This window comes from Serratia sp. H402Y (assembly GCF_051172415.1).
GTDB classification, from domain to species: Bacteria; Pseudomonadota; Gammaproteobacteria; order Enterobacterales; family Enterobacteriaceae; genus Serratia; species Serratia ureilytica.
Genome location: NZ_JBPIYZ010000001.1, coordinates 1,691,778 through 1,713,440, shown reverse-complemented (window position 1 = coordinate 1,713,440; position 21,663 = coordinate 1,691,778). Strand labels below are relative to the sequence as shown.

Annotated in this window: 17 protein-coding genes; 10 read left to right on the top strand and 7 right to left on the bottom strand. The window is 62.1% G+C overall.

All coding sequences use genetic code 11. The annotated features are described in order from the left end of the window. Nucleotides 1–59 precede the first annotated feature (59 nt). The 5 genes from tetR to ACSBQS_RS08505 all read left to right on the top strand — a co-directional run bounded on the left by tetR (nucleotide 60) and on the right by ACSBQS_RS08505 (nucleotide 5,607). Nucleotides 60–701, top strand: a complete 642-nt coding sequence (gene tetR / locus ACSBQS_RS08525) for a tetracycline resistance transcriptional repressor TetR (RefSeq protein ID WP_434990257.1) — start codon at nucleotides 60–62, stop codon at nucleotides 699–701. A 175-nt stretch (nucleotides 702–876) separates the two neighbouring features. Then, the gene (locus tag ACSBQS_RS08520; protein WP_033643143.1) at nucleotides 877–1,350 is read left to right on the top strand and encodes a (2Fe-2S)-binding protein; all 474 of its coding nucleotides are present in this window, start codon (nucleotides 877–879) and stop codon (nucleotides 1,348–1,350) included. Further along, nucleotides 1,347–3,605 carry a molybdopterin cofactor-binding domain-containing protein gene (locus ACSBQS_RS08515; RefSeq protein WP_434990255.1) on the top strand — a complete coding sequence of 753 codons (2,259 nt, stop codon included), beginning with the start codon at nucleotides 1,347–1,349 and terminating at the stop codon, nucleotides 3,603–3,605. The genes ACSBQS_RS08520 and ACSBQS_RS08515 overlap by 4 nt, the downstream gene beginning before the upstream one ends. A 28-nt stretch (nucleotides 3,606–3,633) precedes the next feature. After that, entirely contained in the window at nucleotides 3,634–4,932 is a 1,299-nt protein-coding gene (locus tag ACSBQS_RS08510) for a c-type cytochrome (RefSeq protein WP_342164629.1), read from the top strand. 69 nt (nucleotides 4,933–5,001) lie between these two features. Further along, the gene (locus ACSBQS_RS08505; protein ID WP_033643140.1) at nucleotides 5,002–5,607 is read left to right on the top strand and encodes a nitroreductase family protein; all 606 of its coding nucleotides are present in this window, start codon (nucleotides 5,002–5,004) and stop codon (nucleotides 5,605–5,607) included. Nucleotides 5,608–5,816: 209 nt separating this feature from the next. Here ACSBQS_RS08505 and ACSBQS_RS08500 read toward each other — a convergent pair whose 3' ends face one another. Continuing rightward, a complete protein-coding gene (locus ACSBQS_RS08500; protein ID WP_089191783.1) occupies nucleotides 5,817–6,713 on the bottom strand; it encodes a DMT family transporter in 897 nt (298 codons plus the stop codon). A 129-nt stretch (nucleotides 6,714–6,842) separates the two neighbouring features. Here ACSBQS_RS08500 and ACSBQS_RS08495 point away from each other — a divergent pair, with 129 nt between their 5' ends. Further along, the gene (locus ACSBQS_RS08495) at nucleotides 6,843–7,412 is read left to right on the top strand and encodes a helix-turn-helix domain-containing protein (RefSeq protein ID WP_072627621.1); all 570 of its coding nucleotides are present in this window, start codon (nucleotides 6,843–6,845) and stop codon (nucleotides 7,410–7,412) included. Between the two features lie 122 nt (nucleotides 7,413–7,534). Further along, nucleotides 7,535–9,460 carry a DUF3857 domain-containing protein gene (locus ACSBQS_RS08490; protein WP_197666474.1) on the top strand — a complete coding sequence of 642 codons (1,926 nt, stop codon included), beginning with the start codon at nucleotides 7,535–7,537 and terminating at the stop codon, nucleotides 9,458–9,460. A gap of 38 nt (nucleotides 9,461–9,498) precedes the next feature. On the opposite strand, the gene ACSBQS_RS08485 is transcribed toward ACSBQS_RS08490, so the two are convergent. The 3 genes from ACSBQS_RS08485 to ACSBQS_RS08475 form a co-directional block, all read right to left on the bottom strand. Then, nucleotides 9,499–9,855, bottom strand: a complete 357-nt coding sequence (locus tag ACSBQS_RS08485; protein ID WP_342164634.1) for a DUF1937 family protein — start codon at nucleotides 9,853–9,855, stop codon at nucleotides 9,499–9,501. A 99-nt stretch (nucleotides 9,856–9,954) separates the two neighbouring features. Continuing rightward, complete coding sequence (gene eutH, locus ACSBQS_RS08480; RefSeq protein WP_342164636.1) at nucleotides 9,955–11,187, bottom strand: ethanolamine utilization protein EutH; 1,233 nt, start codon at nucleotides 11,185–11,187, stop codon at nucleotides 9,955–9,957. Beyond that, a complete protein-coding gene (locus ACSBQS_RS08475; protein WP_042784544.1) occupies nucleotides 11,180–12,640 on the bottom strand; it encodes an FGGY-family carbohydrate kinase in 1,461 nt (486 codons plus the stop codon). The genes eutH and ACSBQS_RS08475 overlap by 8 nt, the downstream gene beginning before the upstream one ends. Nucleotides 12,641–12,897: 257 nt before the next feature. On the opposite strand from ACSBQS_RS08475, the gene ACSBQS_RS08470 reads away from it, so the two are divergent. From ACSBQS_RS08470 to ACSBQS_RS08460, 3 genes are all read left to right on the top strand, one after another. Beyond that, the gene (locus tag ACSBQS_RS08470) at nucleotides 12,898–14,301 is read left to right on the top strand and encodes an NAD(P)/FAD-dependent oxidoreductase (RefSeq protein ID WP_042784543.1); all 1,404 of its coding nucleotides are present in this window, start codon (nucleotides 12,898–12,900) and stop codon (nucleotides 14,299–14,301) included. Then, entirely contained in the window at nucleotides 14,291–15,514 is a 1,224-nt protein-coding gene (locus tag ACSBQS_RS08465; RefSeq protein WP_033650360.1) for an FAD-dependent oxidoreductase, read from the top strand. Before ACSBQS_RS08470 ends, ACSBQS_RS08465 begins: the two co-directional genes overlap by 11 nt. Nucleotides 15,515–15,627: 113 nt before the next feature. Then, entirely contained in the window at nucleotides 15,628–16,398 is a 771-nt protein-coding gene (locus ACSBQS_RS08460; RefSeq protein ID WP_033643131.1) for a DeoR/GlpR family DNA-binding transcription regulator, read from the top strand. Between the two features lie 48 nt (nucleotides 16,399–16,446). Here ACSBQS_RS08460 and ACSBQS_RS08455 read toward each other — a convergent pair whose 3' ends face one another. The 3 genes from ACSBQS_RS08455 to ACSBQS_RS08445 all read right to left on the bottom strand — a co-directional run bounded on the left by ACSBQS_RS08455 (nucleotide 16,447) and on the right by ACSBQS_RS08445 (nucleotide 21,647). Next, a complete protein-coding gene (locus ACSBQS_RS08455; RefSeq protein ID WP_172698329.1) occupies nucleotides 16,447–18,744 on the bottom strand; it encodes an FdhF/YdeP family oxidoreductase in 2,298 nt (765 codons plus the stop codon). Nucleotides 18,745–18,947: 203 nt separating this feature from the next. Continuing rightward, nucleotides 18,948–20,621 (bottom strand): gamma-glutamyltransferase, encoded by a 1,674-nt coding sequence (ggt, locus tag ACSBQS_RS08450; RefSeq protein WP_197749845.1) that lies wholly within the window; start codon nucleotides 20,619–20,621, stop codon nucleotides 18,948–18,950. A gap of 162 nt (nucleotides 20,622–20,783) precedes the next feature. Next, nucleotides 20,784–21,647, bottom strand: a complete 864-nt coding sequence (locus ACSBQS_RS08445; protein WP_033650363.1) for a LysR substrate-binding domain-containing protein — start codon at nucleotides 21,645–21,647, stop codon at nucleotides 20,784–20,786. Nucleotides 21,648–21,663: the final 16 nt, after the last annotated feature.

Below are 21,663 nucleotides of genomic sequence, written 5' to 3'. Positions count from 1 at the left end.
TGACTCTAACAGTGATAGAGTATTGAGTATTCCACAGTTACCCTATCAGTGATAGAGAGATGAGCGAAAAAAATACTGCGACACGTTTAACGCGAGAAACCGTCCTGCGCGGGGCGCTGGCGTTGCTGAACGACATCGGCATCGATGCCCTGAGCACCCGCCGCCTGGCGCAACATTTGGGCGTGCAATCTCCCACGCTCTATTGGCATTTCAAGAACAAGGCCGAGCTGCTGAAGGCGATGGCGGAAACCATCATGCTGGATCACCGTGAGGAGGTGCCCGCCGACATACCCTGGCAGGATTGGGTTGTCACCAATGCCGGCAACTTTCGTCGGGCGTTGCTGGCTTACCGCGACGGCGCGCGTCTGCATGCCGGAACCCGGCCGCAGGAGCCGCAATTCGCCGTCATTGAGGCCAAGGTGGCGCTGCTGTGCCGGGCGGGGTTGACGCCGGAGCGCGCGGTAAACCTGCTGTTCGCCGTCGGGCGTTTCGTGGTGGGCTGGGTGCTGGAGGAACAGCAAATGCAGCCTGACGATGCGCTGAATGACGCCGATCGCCGGCGTTACCCGCTGCTGTGCCAAGGCTGGGAAACATTGCAGGAGAAGGGCGCGGATGCGCTGTTCGAAGCCGGCGTGCGGCTGTTGGTCGACGGCGCCGAGGCCGGACTGGCGATCGACAATAATCACGGGCGGCAATCATAAAAATGCGCTTATCTATCGGAAATTTATAGAAAATACCCACTTTTCGTTAAAGCCATGGCGGCTACATTCCCTTAACATCGTCAAGTCTTTTGATGATAATTATTAGCACGCTGCGCAATTATTCACCGCAGTGATGTTACGGATTAAATCCGTTTGTTTAAGGGATAGTTTCACCATGGAAATCAACGTTAATGGCCGGGTGGTTCCACTCGGCAATCTCGCGCCCGACACGCCGCTGCTGTACGTTTTACGCAACGATCTGCACTTGAATGGCCCCAAATATGGCTGCGGCCTGGGGGAGTGCGGCGCCTGCACGGTGCTGATCGACGGCGTCGCCGCGCGTTCTTGCTCAATGCCGCTGGCCGCCGTAGGAAGCAAGTCCGTCACCACGCTGGAAGGCCTGGGCACGCCGGAGGCGCTGCATCCGGTTCAGCAGGGGTTTATCGATGAGCAGGCGGCGCAGTGCGGTTACTGCGCCAACGGCATGATCATGACGCTGGTCGCGTTGTTCGAACGCGAGCCGGATGCAGATGAACAAACCATCAAGAAAGAGCTGGCCTACAACCTGTGCCGCTGCGGCACCCACCTTGAGATCTTGCGCGCCGCCGAGCGCGCCCGCGATCTGCTGGCTGCGCGGAGGCAAGCATGAGCCGCCTCGAACTGACCCGCCGACAGTTGTTGCAAGCCGGCGGTGTGGTGATGGTCAGCAGTCTGCTGCCCGCGCCGTTTAACGCCTTCGCCGCCGAGACGGTTGCATCGCCTGCCGCTCTGCCGCTGGATCGGGTGGACAGCTTTATCAGCCTCACCGCCGACGGCCGGGTGACGGCCTTCAATGGCCATGTCGATCTCGGCACCGGCATTCGCACCGCGCTGGCGCAGATCGTCGCCGACGAAATTTGCGTGCCGTTCGAGCACGTCACGATGCTCCTCGGCGATACGCAACGCACGCCGGATCAGGGGCCGACCATCGCCAGCGCCACCATACAGGTCACGTCGGTGCCGCTGCGGCAGGCGGCGGCGCAGGTGCGACATATGCTGACGGCGCTGGCGGCCAAAGCCTTCGAACTGCCGGCCGACCAGCTGACGGCGGCGGCGGGACAGGTGTTTGTGACCAAGCACCCGGGGCGTTCCTTGAGCTATGCGCAGCTGGCGAGCGGGCAAAATCTGCATGTGACGCTGGATAAAAACGTGCCGCTGAACGGTGAACAGCAGGGCCGCTATGTCGGCCGCGCCGTCGCCCGGGTCGATATTCCGGCCAAGGTCAGCGGGGGGCTGACCTACGTGCACGACCTGCGCTTGCCCGGCATGCTGCATGGCCGGGTGGTGCGTCCGCCTTACGCAGGCGCCGACAGCAGCGCGCCGCTGGGCGGCGGCCTGTTGTCGGTGGATGAAAGTTCGATCGCGCACCTGCCGGGCATCGTGAAACTGGTGGTGATCAACGATTTAATCGGCATTGTGGCCGAGCGCGAAGAGCAGGCGATCGCCGCCATGCGCCGGCTTAAAACCGAATGGAAACCCTGGGCCGGCCTGCCGGACCTGTCGCCGGAGGCGCTGCCCGCCGCGCTGGCAGCCAACCCGAAAACCGACCGCGTGCTGCGCGATGATGCGGGCACGGACGAGGCGTTGGCATTGCTGCATACCGAAGTGCGGGCGGACTATGTCTGGCCTTACCATCAGCACGCCTCGATCGGCCCCTCCTGCGCGGTAGCGGAGGTCAAAGACGGGCGGGCGCAGGTGTGGTCCGGCACGCAAAACCCGCACGATCTGCGCAAAGATATCGCCAGGCTGCTCGAGTTGCCGTCTGAGCAGGTGCACATCACCCGCATGGAAGCCTCCGGCTGCTATGGCCGCAACTGCGCCGACGACGTCTCGGCGGACGCGGCGCTGTTGGCGCGGGCCACCGGCCGCCCGGTGCGAGTGCAGCTGATGCGTGAACAGGAATCCGGCTGGGAGCCGAAGGGCACCGGCCAACTGATCCGGGTGCGCGGCGGCCTCGACGCGCAAAATCGGGTGGCGGCTTACGAGTTGAAAACCAGCTATCCCTCCAACAATGCGGTGACCTTGCCGCTGGTGTTGACCGGCAAGGTGGCCAACCGGGCCGACGTGCAACAGATGGGCGATCGCACCGCCATTCCGCAATACGCGTATCCGCATATGCGGGTGATCTGTCAGGACGCCGCGCCGATCGTGCGGGCGTCGTGGATGCGCGGCGTTTCGGCGCTGCCCAACGTGTTCGCCCATGAATCCTGGATCGACGAGCTGGCCTGGCGCGCCGGCGAGGACCCGATCGCGTTTCGCCTGCGTTACCTGAACGATCCGCGCGCGGTGGCCTTGATTGAGGCCCTGAAGCGCCAGGCTAACTGGCAAGACGGCCCGGCGCACCGCTCACGCGCCGCCGGGGCCGAAGTGGTGAGCGGCCGCGGTTTCGCCTATGCGCGCTATTTCCACAGCAAATTCCCCGGCTTCGGCGCCGCCTGGGCGGCCTGGGTGTGCGATCTCAGCGTCAATCGCCTTTCCGGGCAGATCACGCTCAATAAAATCTTCGTGGCGCATGATTGCGGCCGGATGATCAATCCGGCCGGGGTGCGCCATCAGGTGCACGGCAACATTATCCAATCCGCCAGCCGGGTGCTGAAAGAGTTTGTGACCTTCAACGCGTCGGGTGTGACGTCATTGGACTGGGGCGGCTATCCGATCCTGCGCTTTGACGAATTGCCGCAGATCGATATCCAACTGATCGACCGCCCGGACGAAGCGCCGATGGGCGCAGGAGAGTCCGCCTCGGTGCCGAGTGCGGCGGCGATCGGCAACGCGCTGTTTGACGCCCTCGGCGTGCGCCTGCGCGAGGTGCCGTTCACACCGGCGCGGGTGCTCGCCGCGCTGCGCGCTCAGGCCGGCCATTAACCCCCCGTTACGAACAAGGACAGCAAAGATGAGTAAGATGAAAAAAATCGTCGGGTGGGGCGGCGTCACGGTGATCGCCGTTGTGGTCGCCGGCGTGGTCGCCAGTTGGCAGCCGGAGATTGCGCCGCTCGCCGCCGATGCGACCCACAGTTTCAGTGAGGCGCAGATCGCGCGTGGCAAAACGTTGGCCGATCTCGGCGACTGCGCCGTGTGCCACACCCGTGCGGGCGGCGAGCGCAACACCGGCGGGTTGGCGATGGAGATCCCCTTCGGCACCATTTACACCACCAACATCACGCCGGACGTGGAAACCGGCATCGGCAGCTGGAGCTACGCGGCGTTCGAACGCGCCATGCGCCACGGCGTCGATCGCCAGGGCCGCTATCTCTATCCGGCGTTTCCCTATACCGCCTTTACCCGCACCCGCGACGACGATCTGCAGGCGCTGTATGCCTATCTGATGTCGCAGCCGCCGGTCAAGTACCGGCCGCCAGCCACCGATCTGCACTTTCCGTTCAACATTCGCCAGGGCATCTTTGCCTGGAACCTGCTGTTCCTGACGCCGGGCGCGATGCCGGAACAGGCGACCCAAAGCGCCGACTGGAACCGCGGCGCGTACCTGGTCGAAGGACTGGGGCACTGCAGCGCCTGCCATTCGCCGCGCAACGTGCTGTTCGGCGAGAAAACCGGCGGCGAGCACCTGGCCGGCGGCGTGGCGGAGGGATGGACGGCGCCGGCGTTGACCGGCCGCTCGCCCGCGCCGCTCGCGTGGACGCAGCATGATCTGGTCGATTTCATGCGCACCGGCTACTCGGCCAACCACGGCGTCGCCGCCGGCCCGATGGCGCCGGTGATCGAAGAAGGGCTGTCGCGCTTGCCGCAGGCCGATCTGCAGGCGATCGCCGTCTATCTGCGCAGCTATCATCCTGAAGCGGCGGCGGGCGCTACGGCCACAACGTTAAACGCTCAGGCGGAACGGCAGGTGGAGCCTCTGAGTTCGGCAGGGGCGCGGCTGTTTTCCGGCGCCTGCATGGCTTGCCATGCGCAGGAAAAAGGCGCGCAGATGGCGGGGGTGCGGCCGTCTCTGGCGCTGAACACCAACCTGTTCGCCGACGCGCCGGACAACGCCATTCGTGTGGTGCTGGACGGCATACAGCGGCCGGCGAACGCCGAGCTGGGCTATATGCCGGGCTTTCGCCATAACCTGAATGACGCGCAGATCGCCATTCTGCTCAACTACCTGCGGCAGCATTACGCCGGTCAGGCGCCGTGGCCGGACTTGGCGGCGCAGGTCAGCCGTTTGCGCGCCGAAACCGCGCAGAAATAGCCGCCTGGGGCTGGACAGCCGCGCCGCGTTGACGACAATAGACCTTTTCACATGGACAGAGGCAGTAAAATGAATACGTTAGACGCGATCCGCCAACGCCGCGCCACCAAGCAGTTCGATACGCAGCACGTGATGACGCTCGAAGAGAAAAAAGCGCTGTTGAACATTGCGCTGCAGGGCGCTCCCAGCGCGTTTAACCTGCAGCACTGGCGCCCGCTGCTGATCGAAGATCGCGCGCAGCGCGAGAAAATTCGCGAGGCGGCGTGGGGGCAGGCGCAGGTGACCGACGCGTCGATGCTGGTCGTGCTGTGCGGCGATCTGTCGAGTTGGGAATCGAAGGTAAAAACCGTTTGGGCCGACGCGGCGGAGCCGGTGCAGCAGTTCATGATCCCGGCCGTCGATCAGTATTATCGCGGTAAACCGCAGGTGCAGCGCGACGAAGTGATGCGCAGCAGCGGCATCTTCGCCCAGACGTTGATGCTGGCGGCCAAGGCGCAGGGCTACGACTCCTGTCCGATGGACGGTTTTGATTTCGACGCGGTGGGCGAGATTATCAATAAGCCGGCGCATTATCAGATCGCGCTGATGGTCGCTATCGGCAAGGCGGCGGGGCAACCTTACCCGCGCATCGGCAAGCTGCCGTTCGACGAGGTGGTGAAAACCGATCGCTTCTGAGCTGAACGGTGAATGACAAAAGGGAAGGCTTGCGCCTTCCCTTATTTTTTTATGACGCACAGTTCGTTCCAGTAACTGAAACGGATGCGCCGTTGCAGGCGGTGATGCCACATAGAACACTCCTTCTACCCTACACGGTTTAAATAAATAGCACCGCGCCGAACACAAGGCGAATGCCTTATTGTGCATAGCTTGCCCGTCGGACGGGATTAACCGATTTTACCGGCCCGGTGCGCGGCGGGCGCCCATCGCCAGCCGAAGTTCATGCCCGCGGCCGCGCCGAGAATGGCCAGCGTGCCCAGCAGCTGCAACAGGCTGAGACGGTGCCCGAACGCCGCCCAGTCCACCACGATCGCCACTGCCGGGTAGATAAACGACAGCGCGCCAACCAGAGCGGTGGGGATTTTCTGGATAGCGCCATAGAGCAACGTGGACATCACCCCGGTATGCACCAGGCCGAGGGTCGCCAGCAGCAGCCAGTCGAACGGTTCTGCGGGAAGGCGGGCCAGACCGGCGAACGGCGCCATCGCCAGCGCGCCGACGGTCAGTTGAATCAACACGATGAGCTGCGGCGGCAACGCGGCCAGCTGTTTGACAATCGCTGCCGCCAGGGCGTACATCAGGGCCGCACCGAGCGCCAGCGCTACGCCCAGCAGATAGTCGCCATCGCCGCCACCGCTCTGCCGGCCGGTGACGATCAACACCATCCCGGCGAACGCCAGCAGAAGCCAGCCCAGCCGATTAGCCGTCAGTTTTTCGCCGAACAGCAGCGCTCCCAGCGCCACCAACATAAATGGTTGAACATGGTAGGTCACGGTGGCGACAGCGATCGAGGCATGCGCATAGGCGGCAAACAATAGAGTCCAGTTGAGCACCAGCGCAAGGCCCCCCAGGACGGCGAAAGCCAGCTGCCGCCGGTTGATGGCGCCTGATTTCAGTTGCCCAAGCGCGGCGCAGGTGGCCAGCATCGCCAGCGCGCCGAACGCGCAGCGCCAAAACACCACCGTGGCGGGCGGCTGCCCTAACACGATCACCGGCCAACCGACGGTGCCGGAGATCGTCATGGCGAGGATCATTTGCACTGCGCCGCGCGTTTTCGTTTTCATGTCGTTTCCCTCGCGGCCTGACCGTACTTGTGGTGAAGTCGCTTAATCATTAAAATGAACAATCGAACATTATGATGAACATGGTTGACAGCGTTCGTCAAGTCGAACAAATGAATGGTATAACGAACAATGAGCGAGAGCCTAATGCAGAACATCACGCCGATCGGCCTCTTGTCGGCGGCAATCCGCCGTGAGCGGGAGCGATTGAACCTGTCCGTCACCGAACTGGCGAAGCGCGCGGGTATCGCCAAGTCCACGTTGTCGCAGCTCGAAGCCGGCAGCGGTAATCCCAGTCTGGAAACGCTGTGGGCGTTGGCGATGGCGCTGGATGTGCCGGTCAGCCGACTGATTTCGCAACCCAGCAGGCAGGTGCAAGTGATCCGCGCTCATGAGGGGACCGCGGCGGTGTCAGAGCAGGGCAACTACGCCGCCACGTTGCTGGCCACTTGTCCACCGGGCGCGCAGCGCGACATTTACCGGCTGCGGGTGCAGCCCGGCGAAGTCAAACTTTCCCGGCCGCATCCGCCGGGCACCGTCGAGCATGTGATCATCAGCAGTGGACGGGCGCGCCTCGGGCCGGCGGATCAGCCGCTGGAGCTGAGCGCCGGGGATTACATCAGTTACTCCGCCGATCGCGAGCACGTTTTCGAGGCCCTGGAGCCGGAGACCACCGCTGTGATGCTGATCGAGCAGGGCTAGCACGGCGTTGACGGTTCGTTTATTGAAAATGATTCTCAATTATATTAGTGTGCCCGCCTGTTTTGACGCCGGGACGGACGTATGGCCCGGTGTCGCTGCTTAACGCCCTTCAAGGACCGAAGATGAAAATCGCTATTCCTTCCATACTGTTACTCGCCGGTTTGACGGCGACGCACCCGGCCACCGTGTTGGCCGCTGCACCGCCCGCCGCGGCGGATCAGGGCCAGAACGACACGGCCAACAACGATTTCAGCTTCGTGCGCTATCGCGCGGATTACCGCGTTAACGCCAACGCCACCAACGTGAAGACGGAAAGCTACGAAGTGCTGCTGAAAACCAAGGCGGCGGTCGAAAAATTCAGCCAGATCCGCCTGAGCTACAGCGAGAAAATGGAAACGCTGGAGGTGGTCGCCGCCTATACGCTGACCGCCGACGGCCAGCGCCACGATGTGGCGCCCGACCGCATCTACACCCAGGAGAGCTACTCCAGCGCCACGGCGCCGCTGTATGCCGACCGCAAAGTGCGCGTCATCGTGTTCTCCAACCTGGCGCCGGGATCGCGCGTGGTGTATGAGCTGCGCCGCACGCAAAACACCCCGTATTTCCCCGACTATTTCGGCCTGTGGGAGACGTTCAGCGTTTTCGATCAGTTCGACGACGCCGAAGTGACCCTGCAGGCGCCGGCCAAGCTGCCGATGCATATTTTCACCCGCGGCGTGGCGGGCGGCGACCAGCCACTGATCCGCGGCGGCCAAGCGCACTGGCGCTGGCATTATTCGCGCAGCGCGCCGATGAAGGCGCAAAACTGGGCGGCGGACAGCTGGACCTTCAGCCCGACCATCATGGCCAGCACCTACCGCGATTGGCCGCAGCTGGCCAAGGCCTACCAGCTGAAGGCCGGCGCGGCGGCGAAGGTGACGCCGGGCATTCAGGCGCTGGCGGACAATATCACCGCCGGTATCAGCGATCGGCGCGAGCAGGCGGAGGCCCTCTATCGCTGGGTGGCGCAAAACATTCGTTACGTGGCGGTGTACCTGGGCAACGGTGGGCTGGAGCCGAATTCGGCGCAGAGCATTCTCGATAACCATTACGGCGACTGTAAGGATCACGTGGTGATCCTGGAGGCGCTGCTCGCCGCCAAAGGCATTGAAAGCTCGCCGGTGCTGATCGGCATGGATGAAGGCCCGATACTGCCTAAAGTGCCGCTGCTTGGCCGCTTCAATCACGCCATCACCTACGTGCCGGAATTCAAACTGTACCTCGATTCCACCAATCCCTGGGCGCGTTTCGGGCAACTGCCGGAGGGCGATTTGGGCGCGCCGGTGCTGCTGACGCGCGACGCCAGGCTGGCGCGCACGCCGGGCAGCGATGAGCAGCCGGTCAAGAGCGCGCTGAACGTCGATTTCGTGTTCGACAAGGCGGGCAATCTGCGCGGACAGACCGAGCGCCGGCTGAGCGAAGTGGAAGAAATTGACCTGCGGGGCTACTTCTCGCAGATCAACCGTCAGAATCGGGCGCAGGCCGAAGCGACAATCATGTCCGCTTCCGGCATCGACGGCAACGGCGAAGTGGCGATGAACAGCGATCCGCTGGATCTCAAAAAGCAGTTCGGCTATCGCTTCCGCTTCAAGGCGGACGACTACGTCGATTTCGGCGTGGTGGGCGGCATGACGTTGCCCAACCCGCCCGGCGGCAAATCGTTCCGCACGCTGTATACCACCACGGCGGCGCCGGGCAACGAAACGCCGTTCTACTGCACCGCGCAGCGCTACGACGAAACCTACCGTCTGCAGCTGCCGGCCAACGTGCCGATCATCGCTATTCCGAAAGATCGGCAATTCCGCAATGCGGCGGGCGACTATCGCGTCGAGTGGCGGCGCGACGGGCAGCAGGTGACCGTCAATCACCGCCTGCAGGTGAACGCCATTCGCGGCAAGGAAGCGCTGTGCCAGGCGCAGGATTACCCGGCGTTCCGCGAGCTGTTCCAGCAGGTGCGGCGCGGTTTCCGCGGCCAGGTGGTGTACGGTGAATTGGCCAACGGCAAATAGGCCGCTGCCCCGCCGCGCCAAGCGGCGGGGCGCACGCCTCAGTTGAACTCGCCTGCGACCTCGGACCACAGGCTGACGCGGCAGCCGCGCGCCGCGAAAGCGTCCATCTCGCGCTTGATGCCGCCGCTCTCTTGCCAACCCGGCAAGTCGAGCACGATCAATTCATCCATCGCCGCCATGAACAGGGCGTCGATCGGCGCCCACAGCTTGCCGATGGCGGTTTTGTCTAGCTCTTGCAAACACTGGTTGATCGGATGCGACATGCTGACCTGGCTAAAAACGGCGTTGCCGGCGCGCACGATAGCGGCGGCGATGTCGTTGCAGGCGATAAAGCGTTGCTGCACGACGTTGGCGTCGGTGTGGCTGTAGGGGCAGGCTAAAAATATTTTTCTCATTAGCGTTTGTTCTCTCAATAATTGTTGTCAGGGACGAAAAAAGGGCGCAGCTTCCCCATGAGGCGGCGCCCCGTTTATTTTTATGGCTTAGGGATAAATTTAGCGAGCGGCGGCGGCGATGGCCGTCGATTGCCTTTGCGTCTGTTCTTTTTCCAGCAATTCAGCCTCCGGCACCGAAATTTTTATGGCGATCAGCACGGCGATCATGCCACCGAGGAATTTGCCCATCATGATCGGCAACACCAGCGAAGGTTGGAAGTTGGCGGTAAACGCCAGGTGATCGCCCAACGTGGCCTGTGCGCAGATGCCGAAGGCCACGCACAGCACCTTATCGCGGGCGCGCATGCCTTTGAACAGGTGATAAACGGCGATGATATTGGCCAATACCATAATAAAGCCCAGCGCGCCGGTATCCGATAAACCGAGCTTTTTACCGATGAAATGCATCGGCTTGCGGCAATAGCGCTGGAATAAATAACAAATGGGGAATGTGCCCGCCAACATAATGCCGATATAACCGGCGATCTCGATAGCGCGGAATAATTCGTCTTTGTCGGCAAATAACGGATCGAATACCCAGCCGCCGAACACCTTTTTAAATACACCGGTAAAATGCTCGATGATGCACAGCGCCAACACCAGCTTGATAAAGGCATCCGCCGCCTTGCCGAAGATCAGGAATCCTTTCACCATCGCCGCCGGCCGCAGCTTCAGCCCCAACGCCAGCAGGAAGCACAGGGCGAACAGCGGCGACAGCAGCCGCAGCGCCTGCAGCAAGTCCAGCTGCAGATAGTGCGCGGCAGGTGAGGTGGTAGAGATAATCTCCCTGACCGGCAGGTTATTGAAGGTGATGGTCACCAGGGCGATCAGCACGGCGAACGGAATGCTGATCAGGCCTGCCATGGCACCCAGCGCCAGATATTTATGGTCGTCGCGGTTCAGCATGATAAGCCCGACCGGGATCAGGTACACGATGCTGGCACCCGAGGTGTAGCCCACCAACATGGCGACGATCCACATGTCGCGGTTGGCGGCAATGGCGTCGGCCAGCTGATAGCCGCCCATGTCCACGGCGATCACCGCCAGCGCCGCGATCGAGGCGTCGGAGCCGAGCGCCGAGAAGAAGGGGCCGATGCTGTACATGATCAGGTAAGAGATGATCGGGATTGCGGCCATGATGCCAGCCTGGGCGAGAAACACCGGGCCGATGGCGTGAATGCCGTTGACGAATTCGCGTCCCAGATCGCCTTCCGGTTTGGCGATCGACGCCAGCGCACCGATCAGAGTGCCGGCCATGATGATATAGATGATGAAATTACCGAACTCAGCCATGGTGTTCCTCCTGCGATGAACGTAAGCCGCGCGAGCGCGCGATGATTTCCTGATAGCGGGCAAACCAGCCCGCCATATCGACCTCGGCGGGTTCCGTCACTTCATAGCGGTTGAGCACCTTGAGCGGATGTTCCACCCCCAGTCCTTTACGCGCCAACAACGCAACGCCTTGGGCGGTGATCTCCTTATTGGCGGGAGAGACGATGCGCTTTTGGATCAGGTTGGCGAGAAACTGCGTGAAATAGCGGTTGGCGGACAGGCCGCCGTCCACCGAAATGCTGTCGCCGATCGGTTTCAGTTTATCCATGGCGTTGATCACCTCGGCGGAACGCATGGCGATGCCTTCGAGGATCGACTGCAGCAGATCCTTGCGCTCGGTCTCCAGCGACAGCCCGGCCCACATCCCGGCGGCGGAGCGGTCCCAGTACGGGCAAGCCAGTCCGGAGAGCGCGGGCACAAAGGCCAGGCCGCGCGCGATGGCCGGCTGAGAGGGGAAGTCGCCGAATTCATCGAAATCGTTGAACAGGCCGATCTTTCTCGCCCAGTTAATGGCGGAGGCGGCGTTATAAACGCCGCCGTCCAGGCCATACACCGGCTCGCTGTCGGGCAGCTTCCAGCACAGCGTGGGCAACAGGCCGGACTCGCCGGCATCGATCGGGCGCGGCCCGGTGATCGCCTGTAAAAAGGCGCCGGTACCGAAGGTGATCTTCATCTGCCCCGGTTGATGGCAGCCGTGGCCGTATGTGCCGGCAAACTGGTCGACGATGCAGGCCGTCAGCGGCACCGGTTTGCCGTTGAGCGCGACGTCGCCGAAGTGGCCGATGTTGTCTCTGACCTCGGGCAGGCTGTCGATCGGCACGCCGAACAAACGGCACAGCTCCTCATCCCACTGCAGGGTATGAATGTTGAACAACGAGGTGCGCGAGGCCGAGTTATAGTCGGTAAGATGCCGGCCGCACAGGTGGAACAGGAAGAAGGCGTCCATGGTGCCGAGCCGCAGGCGGCCGCGTTGCGCCAATTGCCTGGCGCCCGGGGCGTTGTTCATCAGCCAGCCCATCTTGCTGGCTGAGAAGTAGGTATCGAGCGGCAGACCGGTTTTCGCCGTCACCAGCGGCTCAACGCCTTCGCGTTTCAGCCGCTGGATCTCCGGCTCGGTGCGCTGATCTTGCCAAACGATGGCGTTGTACAGCGGCAGGCCGCTGTCGGCGTCCCAGGCCAGCAGGCTTTCGCCCTGATGCCCTAAACCGATGGCATCCACCATGTCGCACTGGCTGAGACAGCGGCGGATATTCGCCAAAATCTCCAGGGCGTCGTGTTCCACCCAGCCCGGATTGGGGGTGATCTGCTTGTGCGGCATGCTGGCCGGTGAATGGTGCCTGCCGTCTTCGCCGAACACCACGACCCGGGTGCCGGTGGTCCCCTGATCAATCGCGGCATAACGTTGATTCATCATTGCTTCGCTCTCTTATAGGTTTTGTTTTTTTTTGTGCCTGGTGTTGGTTGTGTGACTGTTTTAATAATCTATCTTCAATTTCACACACAAAAGCAACATAAATCACAAGATAAAATAACCCCGCGTGATCGACCTCATACTTTTTGCTTATCACCGCCTTTTGCGGCTTTTTTTTGGGAGTTATGTTGTTTTTGTCATTTCAAATGCGGTTATTGTGTGGTTTTATTGTGGTTATCACATCAAAACGGGACATCAGCATGATGGAAGAACAAACGGGTTGGGACATTGTCGTGATTGGCGGCGGTGTGGTCGGGTGTGCGGTATTCCGCAAATTCTGCCTGATGGGCGCCCGTACGCTGCTGTTGGAAAAAGGGGGCGATATCCTGTCCGGCGCCAGCAAAGCCAACAGCGCGCTGCTGCATACCGGCTTCGATGCGCCCAGCGGCAGCCTGGAACTGCATTGCATGCAGGCCGGGTACCGGGAATTTATCGCCATCCGTGAACGAATGAATCTGCCGCTGTTGCCCACCGGCGCGCTGGTCGTGGCTTGGGACGAGCAGCAGTTGGCGGCGCTGCCCGCGATTGTGCAACAGGCGCACGACAACGGCGTGCTGGACGTGGCGCAGATCGACGCCGCCGAGCTGTATCGCCGTGAGCCGCAGCTGGCGCCCGGCGCGTTGGCGGCGGTAGAGGTGCCGGGGGAGAGCGTGATCGATCCCTGGAGCACGCCGCTGGCTTATCTGACGCAGGGCGTTAAACACGGCGGCGACTATCGCTTCAATACCGAGGTGACCGGCGCCGAACGCTTGCCGACCGGCTGGCGGCTAACCAGCAACCGGGGCGAGTTTCACGGCAAAATCGTCATCAACTGCGCCGGCAATCAGGGCGACCGGGTAGAAAGTTTCTGCCATCAGCCCGAGTTTGAAATTCGCCCGCGCAAAGGGCAGTTCCTGGTGTTCGACAAGGCCGCCGCCGGGCAGGTCAACGCCATTATCCTGCCGGTGCCGACGGCGATCACCAAAGGGGTGCTGCTGTCGAAAACCATCTTCGGCAATTTGCTGCTCGGGCCGACCGCCGAAGAACAGCAGGATCGCGAGACGGCGACGGTGGACGAAACCAAAATGCGCGAGCTGATCGAACAGGGCACCCGGCTGCTGCCCTCGCTGGCGAATTACAGCGTGACCGCCAGCTATGCCGGCTTGCGTCCGGCCACCGAGCAGAAACACTACCGCATTCAGCACTATCCCGATCGGCAGTGGATCTGCGTGGCGGGCATTCGCTCCACCGGCCTGACGGCGGCGCTGGGCATCGCGCAATATGTGGAACAGCTCTATCGCGACCACTTTACGCCGTGCTTCACGCCAAAAACGCCGGAGACCGTGTATTGGCCGCAAATGCCGATGCTTGCCGACTACGCGCTGCGCGATTACGCGCGCCCGGACAACGGCGGCATCGTTTGCCACTGCGAGCTGGTGACCCAGCGGGAGATCGAGGCGGCGTTCGATTCCGCCGTGCCGCCGGAGTGCATCGGCGGGCTGCGGCGCCGCACGCGCGTGATGATGGGGCGCTGCAACGGCTTTTATTGCAGCAGCCGGGTGGCGGAAATGGTAGGCGATCGTTTTGGCCAAACGCTGGCCGTAGGGAGCATTGATGAAAACTGAGTATCAGGTGGCGATTGTCGGCGCCGGGCCGGCGGGGATCGCGGCGGCGACCGCGCTGCGGCAAGCGGGGATCGAGGATGTGGTGATCCTGGAACGGGAACGGCAGGCGGGCGGCGTGCCGAGACACTGTCGGCACCCCACCTTTGGGCTGCAAACGTTTTATAGGCCGATGCTGGGATCCACCTATGTCGATAAAATACTGGCGCGCGCCGGGCAGGTGGAGATCCGTACCGGCGTGACGGTGCTCGCCATCAAGCCGGACGGCGAGCTGACCATCACGGACTGCCGCGGCGTCAGCACGTTGAAAGCGCAGCGGGTGATCCTGGCGACCGGCGTGCGCGAGACGCCGCGCCATCCGCGTCTGGTGAGCGGGCTGCGGCCGCAGGGCGTACTCACCGCCGGTGCGCTGCAGCAGTTCGTCTATCTGCGCGGGCTGCAGCCGGGCAAGGCGCCGGTGGTGATCGGCACCGAGTTGGTCAGTTTCTCCGCGCTGTGGACGCTGCGTAACGCCGGCGTGCGCGCCGTCGCCATGATTGAAAGCGGCGGCAGACCCGTCGCCTGGCGTCTGAGCGCGCTCTATGCGCGTCTGATGGGAGTGCCGATCCACTACTATTCGCGCGTGACCGATATTGCCGGCCGCGATCGGGTTGAATCCATAGAAGTGGAAAATCGCCAGGGGGAGAAACGGCGCATCGCCTGCGACAGCCTGATCTTCACCGGCCGCTTCACCGGGGAGTATACGCTGATCCGCCAGAGCCACCTGGCGCAGCGGCCGGACAGCGGCTGTCCGTTGACCGATCAGTTCGGCCGCTGTTCCGACGCCGCCTATTTCGCCGTCGGCAACATGTTGCACCCGGCGGACATGGGCGACCAGTGTTATCAGGAAGGGCTGCGCGTCGGCGAGGCCGTTGCCCATTCGCTGCAGCGCACGCTGCCGCCGGCGCGGCAAATCCTGCCGGTGCGGCACGACGAACGGATACGCCTGACTGCGCCCGCCCGTGTGGCGCTGATCGGCAATCCCGCCACGGTCACGATCAATATGCGCGTGGAACAGGCGGTGTCCGGTTCGGTGGTGGTACGGCTGGGAGAGAAAGTGCTGTACCGTAAAACGCATCGTTGCCTGCCTGAACGGCGGATCCTGCTGCGCAATATCGTCTTGCCGGCCGAGGCTGAGCGTGATGCGCTGCACATCAGCATCGAATCCGCAGGATGAACGACGGCAACGGCTTGCGTCTAACGCCCTGAAACCCGTAGTATTCCGTCAGTTAACGCCGCAAGTCTCGGCGGAGGCAGTCACTCTTACTAAAGGCAGCGAGTGTAATGTGAATGGATATCTCTAATTCCGTGGAAAGGCGCAATGAAATACTGGCGCTGATCCAGGCCAACGGCCGGGTTTACGTGAATGAGCTGGCGGATAAATTCCAGGTTTCGCAGGAAACCATTCGGCGCGACCTGAACAAGCTGGAAGACTATCGGCTGATCAAGAAGATCCACGGCGGCGCAGTGAGCAGCCAGTTTAAATTCGAGCATGAATTCAACGAGCGGGCCAAAATCGCCGAGGCCGAGAAGCGCGCCATCGCGGAGAAAGCGGCGACGCTGCTCCAACCGGGCGATACGGTGTTCGTGGATTTCGGCTCCACCACGCTGGAGTTTGCCCGGCAGTTGGCGACGATCGATCAACTGACGGTCATCACCAACTCGCCGCTTATCGCCAACGTCTGTCTGGAAAATGACTCCATTGACGTGGTGCTGATCGGCGGGCAGTTCATCGACTCCAAAATGGCGTGCCTGGGCGCGATCGCATTGAATAATATCGAGGCGTTTTTCGCCGACTACGCCATCATCGGCGCCGGCGCGGTCAATCTGCAGACCGGCGTGATGGATCAGAACGTCAATGAAGCGGCCATCGCGCGCAAAATGATTGCCCAGAGCCGCAAGTGCATCGTGCTGGCCGACGAAAATAAGCTGCGCGGACATGCGATGACGCTGGTGGCCAAATGGCCCGAGGTCGATTATCTGGTGACCTCCGACAGCGGTAACGCATTAGAAGGCTTGGTTTTCCCCGCCAACGTCAATGTGTTGGTGGCGCAGGTCTAAAGGGGGAGAAGCCTTTCTCCATGCGGAGAAAGGCTTAAACCGCTTCCGTCAGGCGATATCGACCGCGCGCACCTCTTTGGATCTCAACTTCACGCGGATCGGCACCGATTTATACGAAGGCGTGCCGCTCTCCTCATCGATGTAATGCAGCGGCACCAGCACGTTGGCCTCCGGGTAGTAGGCGCCGACCGAACCGGCTGAGATGTTGTAGGCGATCACCGTGATGCCTTCCAGGCGCTGGGTGCTGCCGGGCAGCGCCGTTTCCAGATCGACCACGTCGCCATGTTCCAGCCCCAAACGTTGCAGATCGCTGTCATTCATGAACAGCACGTCGCGCCGGCCGAAGACCCCGCGGTAGCGATCGTCCAGAGCATAGATGGTGGTGTTGTACTGATCGTGGCTGCGCAGCGTAATCAGCCGCAGCGTGTCTTTGTCTGCCGTTGTCTCGTCCTCATGCAGCCCGCTGAATACGGAAAACATCGCCTTGCCCGTCGCCGTAGGCCACTGGCGCTCGGTCGGCGGCAGCGGCATGCGGAAACCGCCGGGTTGACGAATGCGCGCGTTGTAATCGTCGAAGCCGGGGATGGTTTTTTCGATCAAATCGCGGATCACGTCGTAATCTTCGATCAGTTCATCCCAGGGCACCTTGCTGGCGGGCATCACCGCTTTGGCCATGCCGGCCACAATGGCGGGTTCCGAACGCAACAGCTCCGACGCCGGTTTTAATTTGCCGGACGAGGCGTGAACCATCGACATCGAATCCTCCACCGTCACCGATTGTCGCCCGCCGGCCTGCATGTCCAGTTCGGTACGTCCCAGGCAGGGCAGAATGAGGGTTTCTTTCGCCACCAACAAATGGCTGCGGTTGAGTTTGGTGCCGATATGCACGCTTAATTCCAGCGCTTTCATCGCCGGGAAACTCTGCTCGGGGTCCGGCAGCGCCACGGCGAAGTTGCCGCCCAGGCAGATCAACGCCTTCGAGGCGCCGTCGATCATCGCCTGCATGCATTTCACGGCATCGTGACCGTGGGCTTTGGGCGGCGTGAAGCCAAACACCGTTTCCAGCTTCGCCAAAAAATCGGCCGAGGGTTTTTCGGTGATGCCGACGGTGCGGTTGCCCTGCACGTTGGAGTGGCCGCGCAGCGGGCAGATGCCGGCGCCCGGTTTGCCGATGTTGCCGCGCAGCAACAGCAGATCGGCAATCAGGCGTACGTTGGCGGTGCCTTTATTGTGCTGCGTAATGCCCATGCCGTAGGTCACTATGGTGGCGTTGGATTTCGCGTAAGCGGCGGCGACCTGTTCCAGATCCTGGCGCGCCAGGCCGCTCTCCGCCTCAATCGCATCCCAACCGGTGGCCTTCAGATCGGCGGCAAAATCCGCAAAACCTTCCGTGTGCTCGGCAATAAAGGCGTGGTCCAGCGCATTGCCATGTTCGTCATCCAACTGCAGCAGCGCTTTGGCGATGCCTTTGAGCGCTGCGGCGTCGCCGCCGGCTTTGACCTGATAGTAGGTGGAGGCGATAGGGGTCGAACTGTAGGTCGCCATTTCGATGACGTTTTGCGGATCGGTGAAACGCTCGAGCGCCCGCTCGCGCAGCGGATTGAACACGATAATCGGCACTTTTTTGCGCGCCAGCTCATGCAGCGTGCCCATCATGCGCGGGTGATTGGTGCCCGGATTGTGCCCGATGGAGATAATCAGCTCCGCGCTGTCAAAGTCGTCCAGCGACACGGTGCCTTTGCCGATGCCGATCGACTGGGGCAGGCCAACGCTGGTCGGCTCATGGCACATATTGGAACAGTCGGGGAAGTTATTGCTGCCAAATTCCCGCGCAAACAGCTGGAACAGATAGGCCGCCTCATTGGACGCCCGGCCGGAGGTATAAAACTCCACCTGCTCCGGCGGCAGCGTCTGCAAAACGGCGGCAATGCGTTGAAACGCCTCATCCCAGGCCAGCGGTCGCAGCGTGTCGGTCCCGGCGTCATAGAACAGGGGCGTGGTCAGGCGACCATAATCCTCCAGTTCATAATCGGTTTTCCGCAGCAGTGAGGTCACGGTATTTTGCGCCAGGAATTCGGCCGTCACGCGTTTGCTGGTCGCTTCCCAGGTCACGGCTTTGGCGCCGTTTTCGCAAAACTGGAAGGTGGATCGATGTTCTTTATCCGGCCATGCGCATCCCGGGCAATCAAACCCGTCGGGCTGATTGGTGCGCATCAGCGTTACCGGCGCCTCCAGGGTATCCATCTGAGTGCGCACGGCGATGGCCGTCGCTTTCAGCGCGCCCCAACCGCCGGCGGGCCCATCGTAGGGATGAACACCGGGCACTGCTCGTCTTTTCGCCATTATTGATTGCCTCCGACACCGCTTACGATAAATGCAGGTGATTGATTTACTATGAATATTATCCTTATCGTCCAAGGCGGACCGCAGGCGCCGCCGTCGTTGAACGCAGGCCTGTCGATTCAGTATAGATGAGTGAAAAAGGAGACAGCGGCCATCTGTGCGGGGAGAGCGGCGGCCCGTCTAATCGGAAGCGGGCCGCCGGAGGGTTACTTTTTCACCACCAGCCCCACGCCGCGGCCGCGCGGATCGGACGCGGTTTCCGGCGTGCGGCCATCGATGCGGATAGCCTGAATATCCCCCATGTTCCAGCCCTGATCTTCCAGGGTGTAGCCCATGGCTTTCAGCTCGTCCGCCGGTTTGCCGGTCAGCGGCGCGAAGCTGTCGTAATAAACGGTGTCCTTCGGCAACAGTTGGTGATGCACGCGCTGGGCGGCCACCGCCTGCGCCAGCGGCAGATGGTAATCGTAGAGATTGTTGATCACCTGAAAGATCGAGGTGAAGATGCGCGATCCGCCCGGCGTGCCGATCACCAGGGTGACGTCGCCGTCGCGGGTGATGATGGTCGGGCTCATCGAGGAGAGCATGCGTTTGCCCGGCTCGATGGCGTTGGCGTCGCTGCCCACCACGCCGAAGGCGTTGGCGACGCCGGGTTTGGCGCTGAAGTCGTCCATCTCGTCGTTGAGCAGGAAACCGGCGCCTTTGACCACCACGCCGCTGCCGAAGTCCCAGTTAAGCGTATAGGTGTTGCTGACCGCGTTGCCGGCCGCATCGACGATCGAGAAGTGGGTGGTTTGGTGGCTTTCCAGCCCCGGCCGCACCTGCTCGGTCGGCGAGATCGCCGTCGGGTTGATCTCGGCGGCGCGTTTTTGCAGGTAGTCGGGGGCGATCAGCTGCGCTTCCGGCACGTTAGTGAAATCCGGGTCGCCGAGGTAGTCGGCGCGATCGGCGAACACGCGTTTTTCGATTTCCGCCAGCAGGTGGATATAGCGCGCCGAGTTGAGCGGCACGCCCTTGAAGTCGGCGGCGCGATCTTCTTTTATCCCCAGCAGCTGCGCCAGCGCGATGCCGCCGGAGCTGGGCAGCGGGGCGGTATACACGGTGTTGCCGCGCCAGCTGATGCGCATCGGTTCACGCCATTTCACCCGGTAGTCGGCCAGATCCGCCGCGCCGATCAGCCCGTTGTCGCGCTGCATTTGCGCCACCAGCAGGCGGGCGGTTTCGCCGTGATAAAAATCGTCGGCGCCCGATTTGGCGATGCGCTCAAGGGTGGCGGCCAGCTCCGGCTGTTTGAACACCGTGCCGGGCTTCATGGCGCCGAAATAGTCGCCGAAGTTGGTTTTACCGGCAAACAGCTTGTTGGCGTCTTCGCGGTACTGATACTGCTGACCCGCCACGGTGAAACCTTGCCGGGCGTAGCCGATCGCCGGCGTCAGCAGCTCGGCCCACGGCAGCTTGCCGAAGCGTTTATGGGCTTCCCACAATCCCAGCACGGTGCCCGGCACGCCGGCGGCGCGACTGCCCACCAGGCTGAGATTCTCGATCACTTCGCCTTTCTCGTTCAGATACATAGTTTTGCCGGCGGCCTTGGGCGCCACTTCGCGGTAGTCGAGGAAATAGGGTTTGCCGTCGACGTACAGCGTCATAAAGCCGCCGCCGCCGATATTGCCGGCTTCAGGGTAGGTGACCGCCAGGGTAAAGGCGGTGGCGACCGCCGCATCAACCGCGTTGCCGCCGGCCTGCAGAATGTGAGCGGCGACTTTTGCGCCATACTGATCCGGAGCGGCGACCGCGCCGGCGCTCAGATCGGCGGCAAAGGCGGCGGGAACGGTGCAGGCCAGGGCCACGCTCAGAGCTATCGTTTTCAATAAACCGGCAGACATAGAAGATCCTTTTAGCGATGTTCAGTTATCAGGTGAATTCAACTAATTATTTTTGAAACAGCAGGTTAGCGCGTTTTATTCGGGCTGTTGCGGCGCTTTATTGAAAGTAGCAGCGGTCAGGCGGGGCCGCCTGACCAGAGTAGCAAATCGTGATGTGGCGCGTTATGCGTCGGCCGGCAGCGTCGATTGCAGCCATTGGCAGAAGTGCCGGGCGAGCGGATTGTGTTCGCTGTCGCGATGCAGCAGCCACGCCCAGTTGGCGCCGCGCACGCGTTGCTCGGTTAACGGATGCAGCAACCCGGCGTCACGCGCTTGCTGCGCCAGCAGCTGACTGACCAACGCGATGCCCAGCCCCTGGCAGGCGGCGTCCAGCAGCAGGCCGGGATCGGAGAAATTCAGCCCGCTGTCGCGCTGGCCGACGTGCGCGCCGCCCGCCACCGTCCAGTGGCTCCAGTCCATTTCGCGTTCGCCGTGCAGCGTGACGCGCTGCTCCGCCGCCAGCGCCAATAGGCTGGGGTGGCAGGCGGGATAAAGCCGGTCGGTGCAGAGAACCTTAAAGGTGCAGTCCGCCTGCGCGCTGAGATCGTCGCGGATCGCCAAGTCGATGCTGTCCGTCGCCATATCCGGTGGCTCGAAGCTGGTGAAGAGCCACAGATCTATCTGCGGATGCCGCTGGTTGAACTCGCCCAGCCGTGGCGTCAGCCAGTGGCGGGCAAAGGCCGGCGTCGTGTTGACGATCAACTGATTGGGTTTGCGGTACTGGTCCAGACGACGAATGCCGACGGCCAATTGTTGCAGCATCACCTGCGCGGTGCTGAACAGATCGTGGCCGGCATCGGTCAGCGTCACGCTGCGGCCGGTGCGGAAAAACAGCGGCTGTTCCAGAAACGCCTCGAGGCTGCGGATCTGCTGGCTGATCGCCGACTGGGTAAGGTGCAGCTCTTCGGCGGCCTGATGAAAACTGCCCAGACGCGCCGCCGCTTCAAAACCGCGCAATGCGCTTAACGGGGGCCAGTGTTTTAACATTATCAATAAGCCTGTC

Bases quoted from the DNA above. Each gene is read 5' to 3' on its own strand.
- tetR (WP_434990257.1), top strand. From the start codon at position 60: ATGAGCGAAAAAAATACTGCGACACGTTTAACGCGAGAAACCGTCCTG.
- ACSBQS_RS08520 (WP_033643143.1), top strand. From the start codon at position 877: ATGGAAATCAACGTTAATGGCCGGGTGGTTCCACTCGGCAATCTCGCG.
- ACSBQS_RS08515 (WP_434990255.1), top strand. From the start codon at position 1,347: ATGAGCCGCCTCGAACTGACCCGCCGACAGTTGTTGCAAGCCGGCGGT.
- ACSBQS_RS08510 (WP_342164629.1), top strand. From the start codon at position 3,634: ATGAGTAAGATGAAAAAAATCGTCGGGTGGGGCGGCGTCACGGTGATC.
- ACSBQS_RS08505 (WP_033643140.1), top strand. From the start codon at position 5,002: ATGAATACGTTAGACGCGATCCGCCAACGCCGCGCCACCAAGCAGTTC.
- ACSBQS_RS08500 (WP_089191783.1), bottom strand. From the start codon at position 6,713: ATGAAAACGAAAACGCGCGGCGCAGTGCAAATGATCCTCGCCATGACG.
- ACSBQS_RS08495 (WP_072627621.1), top strand. From the start codon at position 6,843: ATGAGCGAGAGCCTAATGCAGAACATCACGCCGATCGGCCTCTTGTCG.
- ACSBQS_RS08490 (WP_197666474.1), top strand. From the start codon at position 7,535: ATGAAAATCGCTATTCCTTCCATACTGTTACTCGCCGGTTTGACGGCG.
- ACSBQS_RS08485 (WP_342164634.1), bottom strand. From the start codon at position 9,855: ATGAGAAAAATATTTTTAGCCTGCCCCTACAGCCACACCGACGCCAAC.
- eutH (WP_342164636.1), bottom strand. From the start codon at position 11,187: ATGGCTGAGTTCGGTAATTTCATCATCTATATCATCATGGCCGGCACT.
- ACSBQS_RS08475 (WP_042784544.1), bottom strand. From the start codon at position 12,640: ATGATGAATCAACGTTATGCCGCGATTGATCAGGGGACCACCGGCACC.
- ACSBQS_RS08470 (WP_042784543.1), top strand. From the start codon at position 12,898: ATGATGGAAGAACAAACGGGTTGGGACATTGTCGTGATTGGCGGCGGT.
- ACSBQS_RS08465 (WP_033650360.1), top strand. From the start codon at position 14,291: ATGAAAACTGAGTATCAGGTGGCGATTGTCGGCGCCGGGCCGGCGGGG.
- ACSBQS_RS08460 (WP_033643131.1), top strand. From the start codon at position 15,628: ATGGATATCTCTAATTCCGTGGAAAGGCGCAATGAAATACTGGCGCTG.
- ggt (WP_197749845.1), bottom strand. From the start codon at position 20,621: ATGTCTGCCGGTTTATTGAAAACGATAGCTCTGAGCGTGGCCCTGGCC.
- ACSBQS_RS08445 (WP_033650363.1), bottom strand. From the start codon at position 21,647: ATGTTAAAACACTGGCCCCCGTTAAGCGCATTGCGCGGTTTTGAAGCG.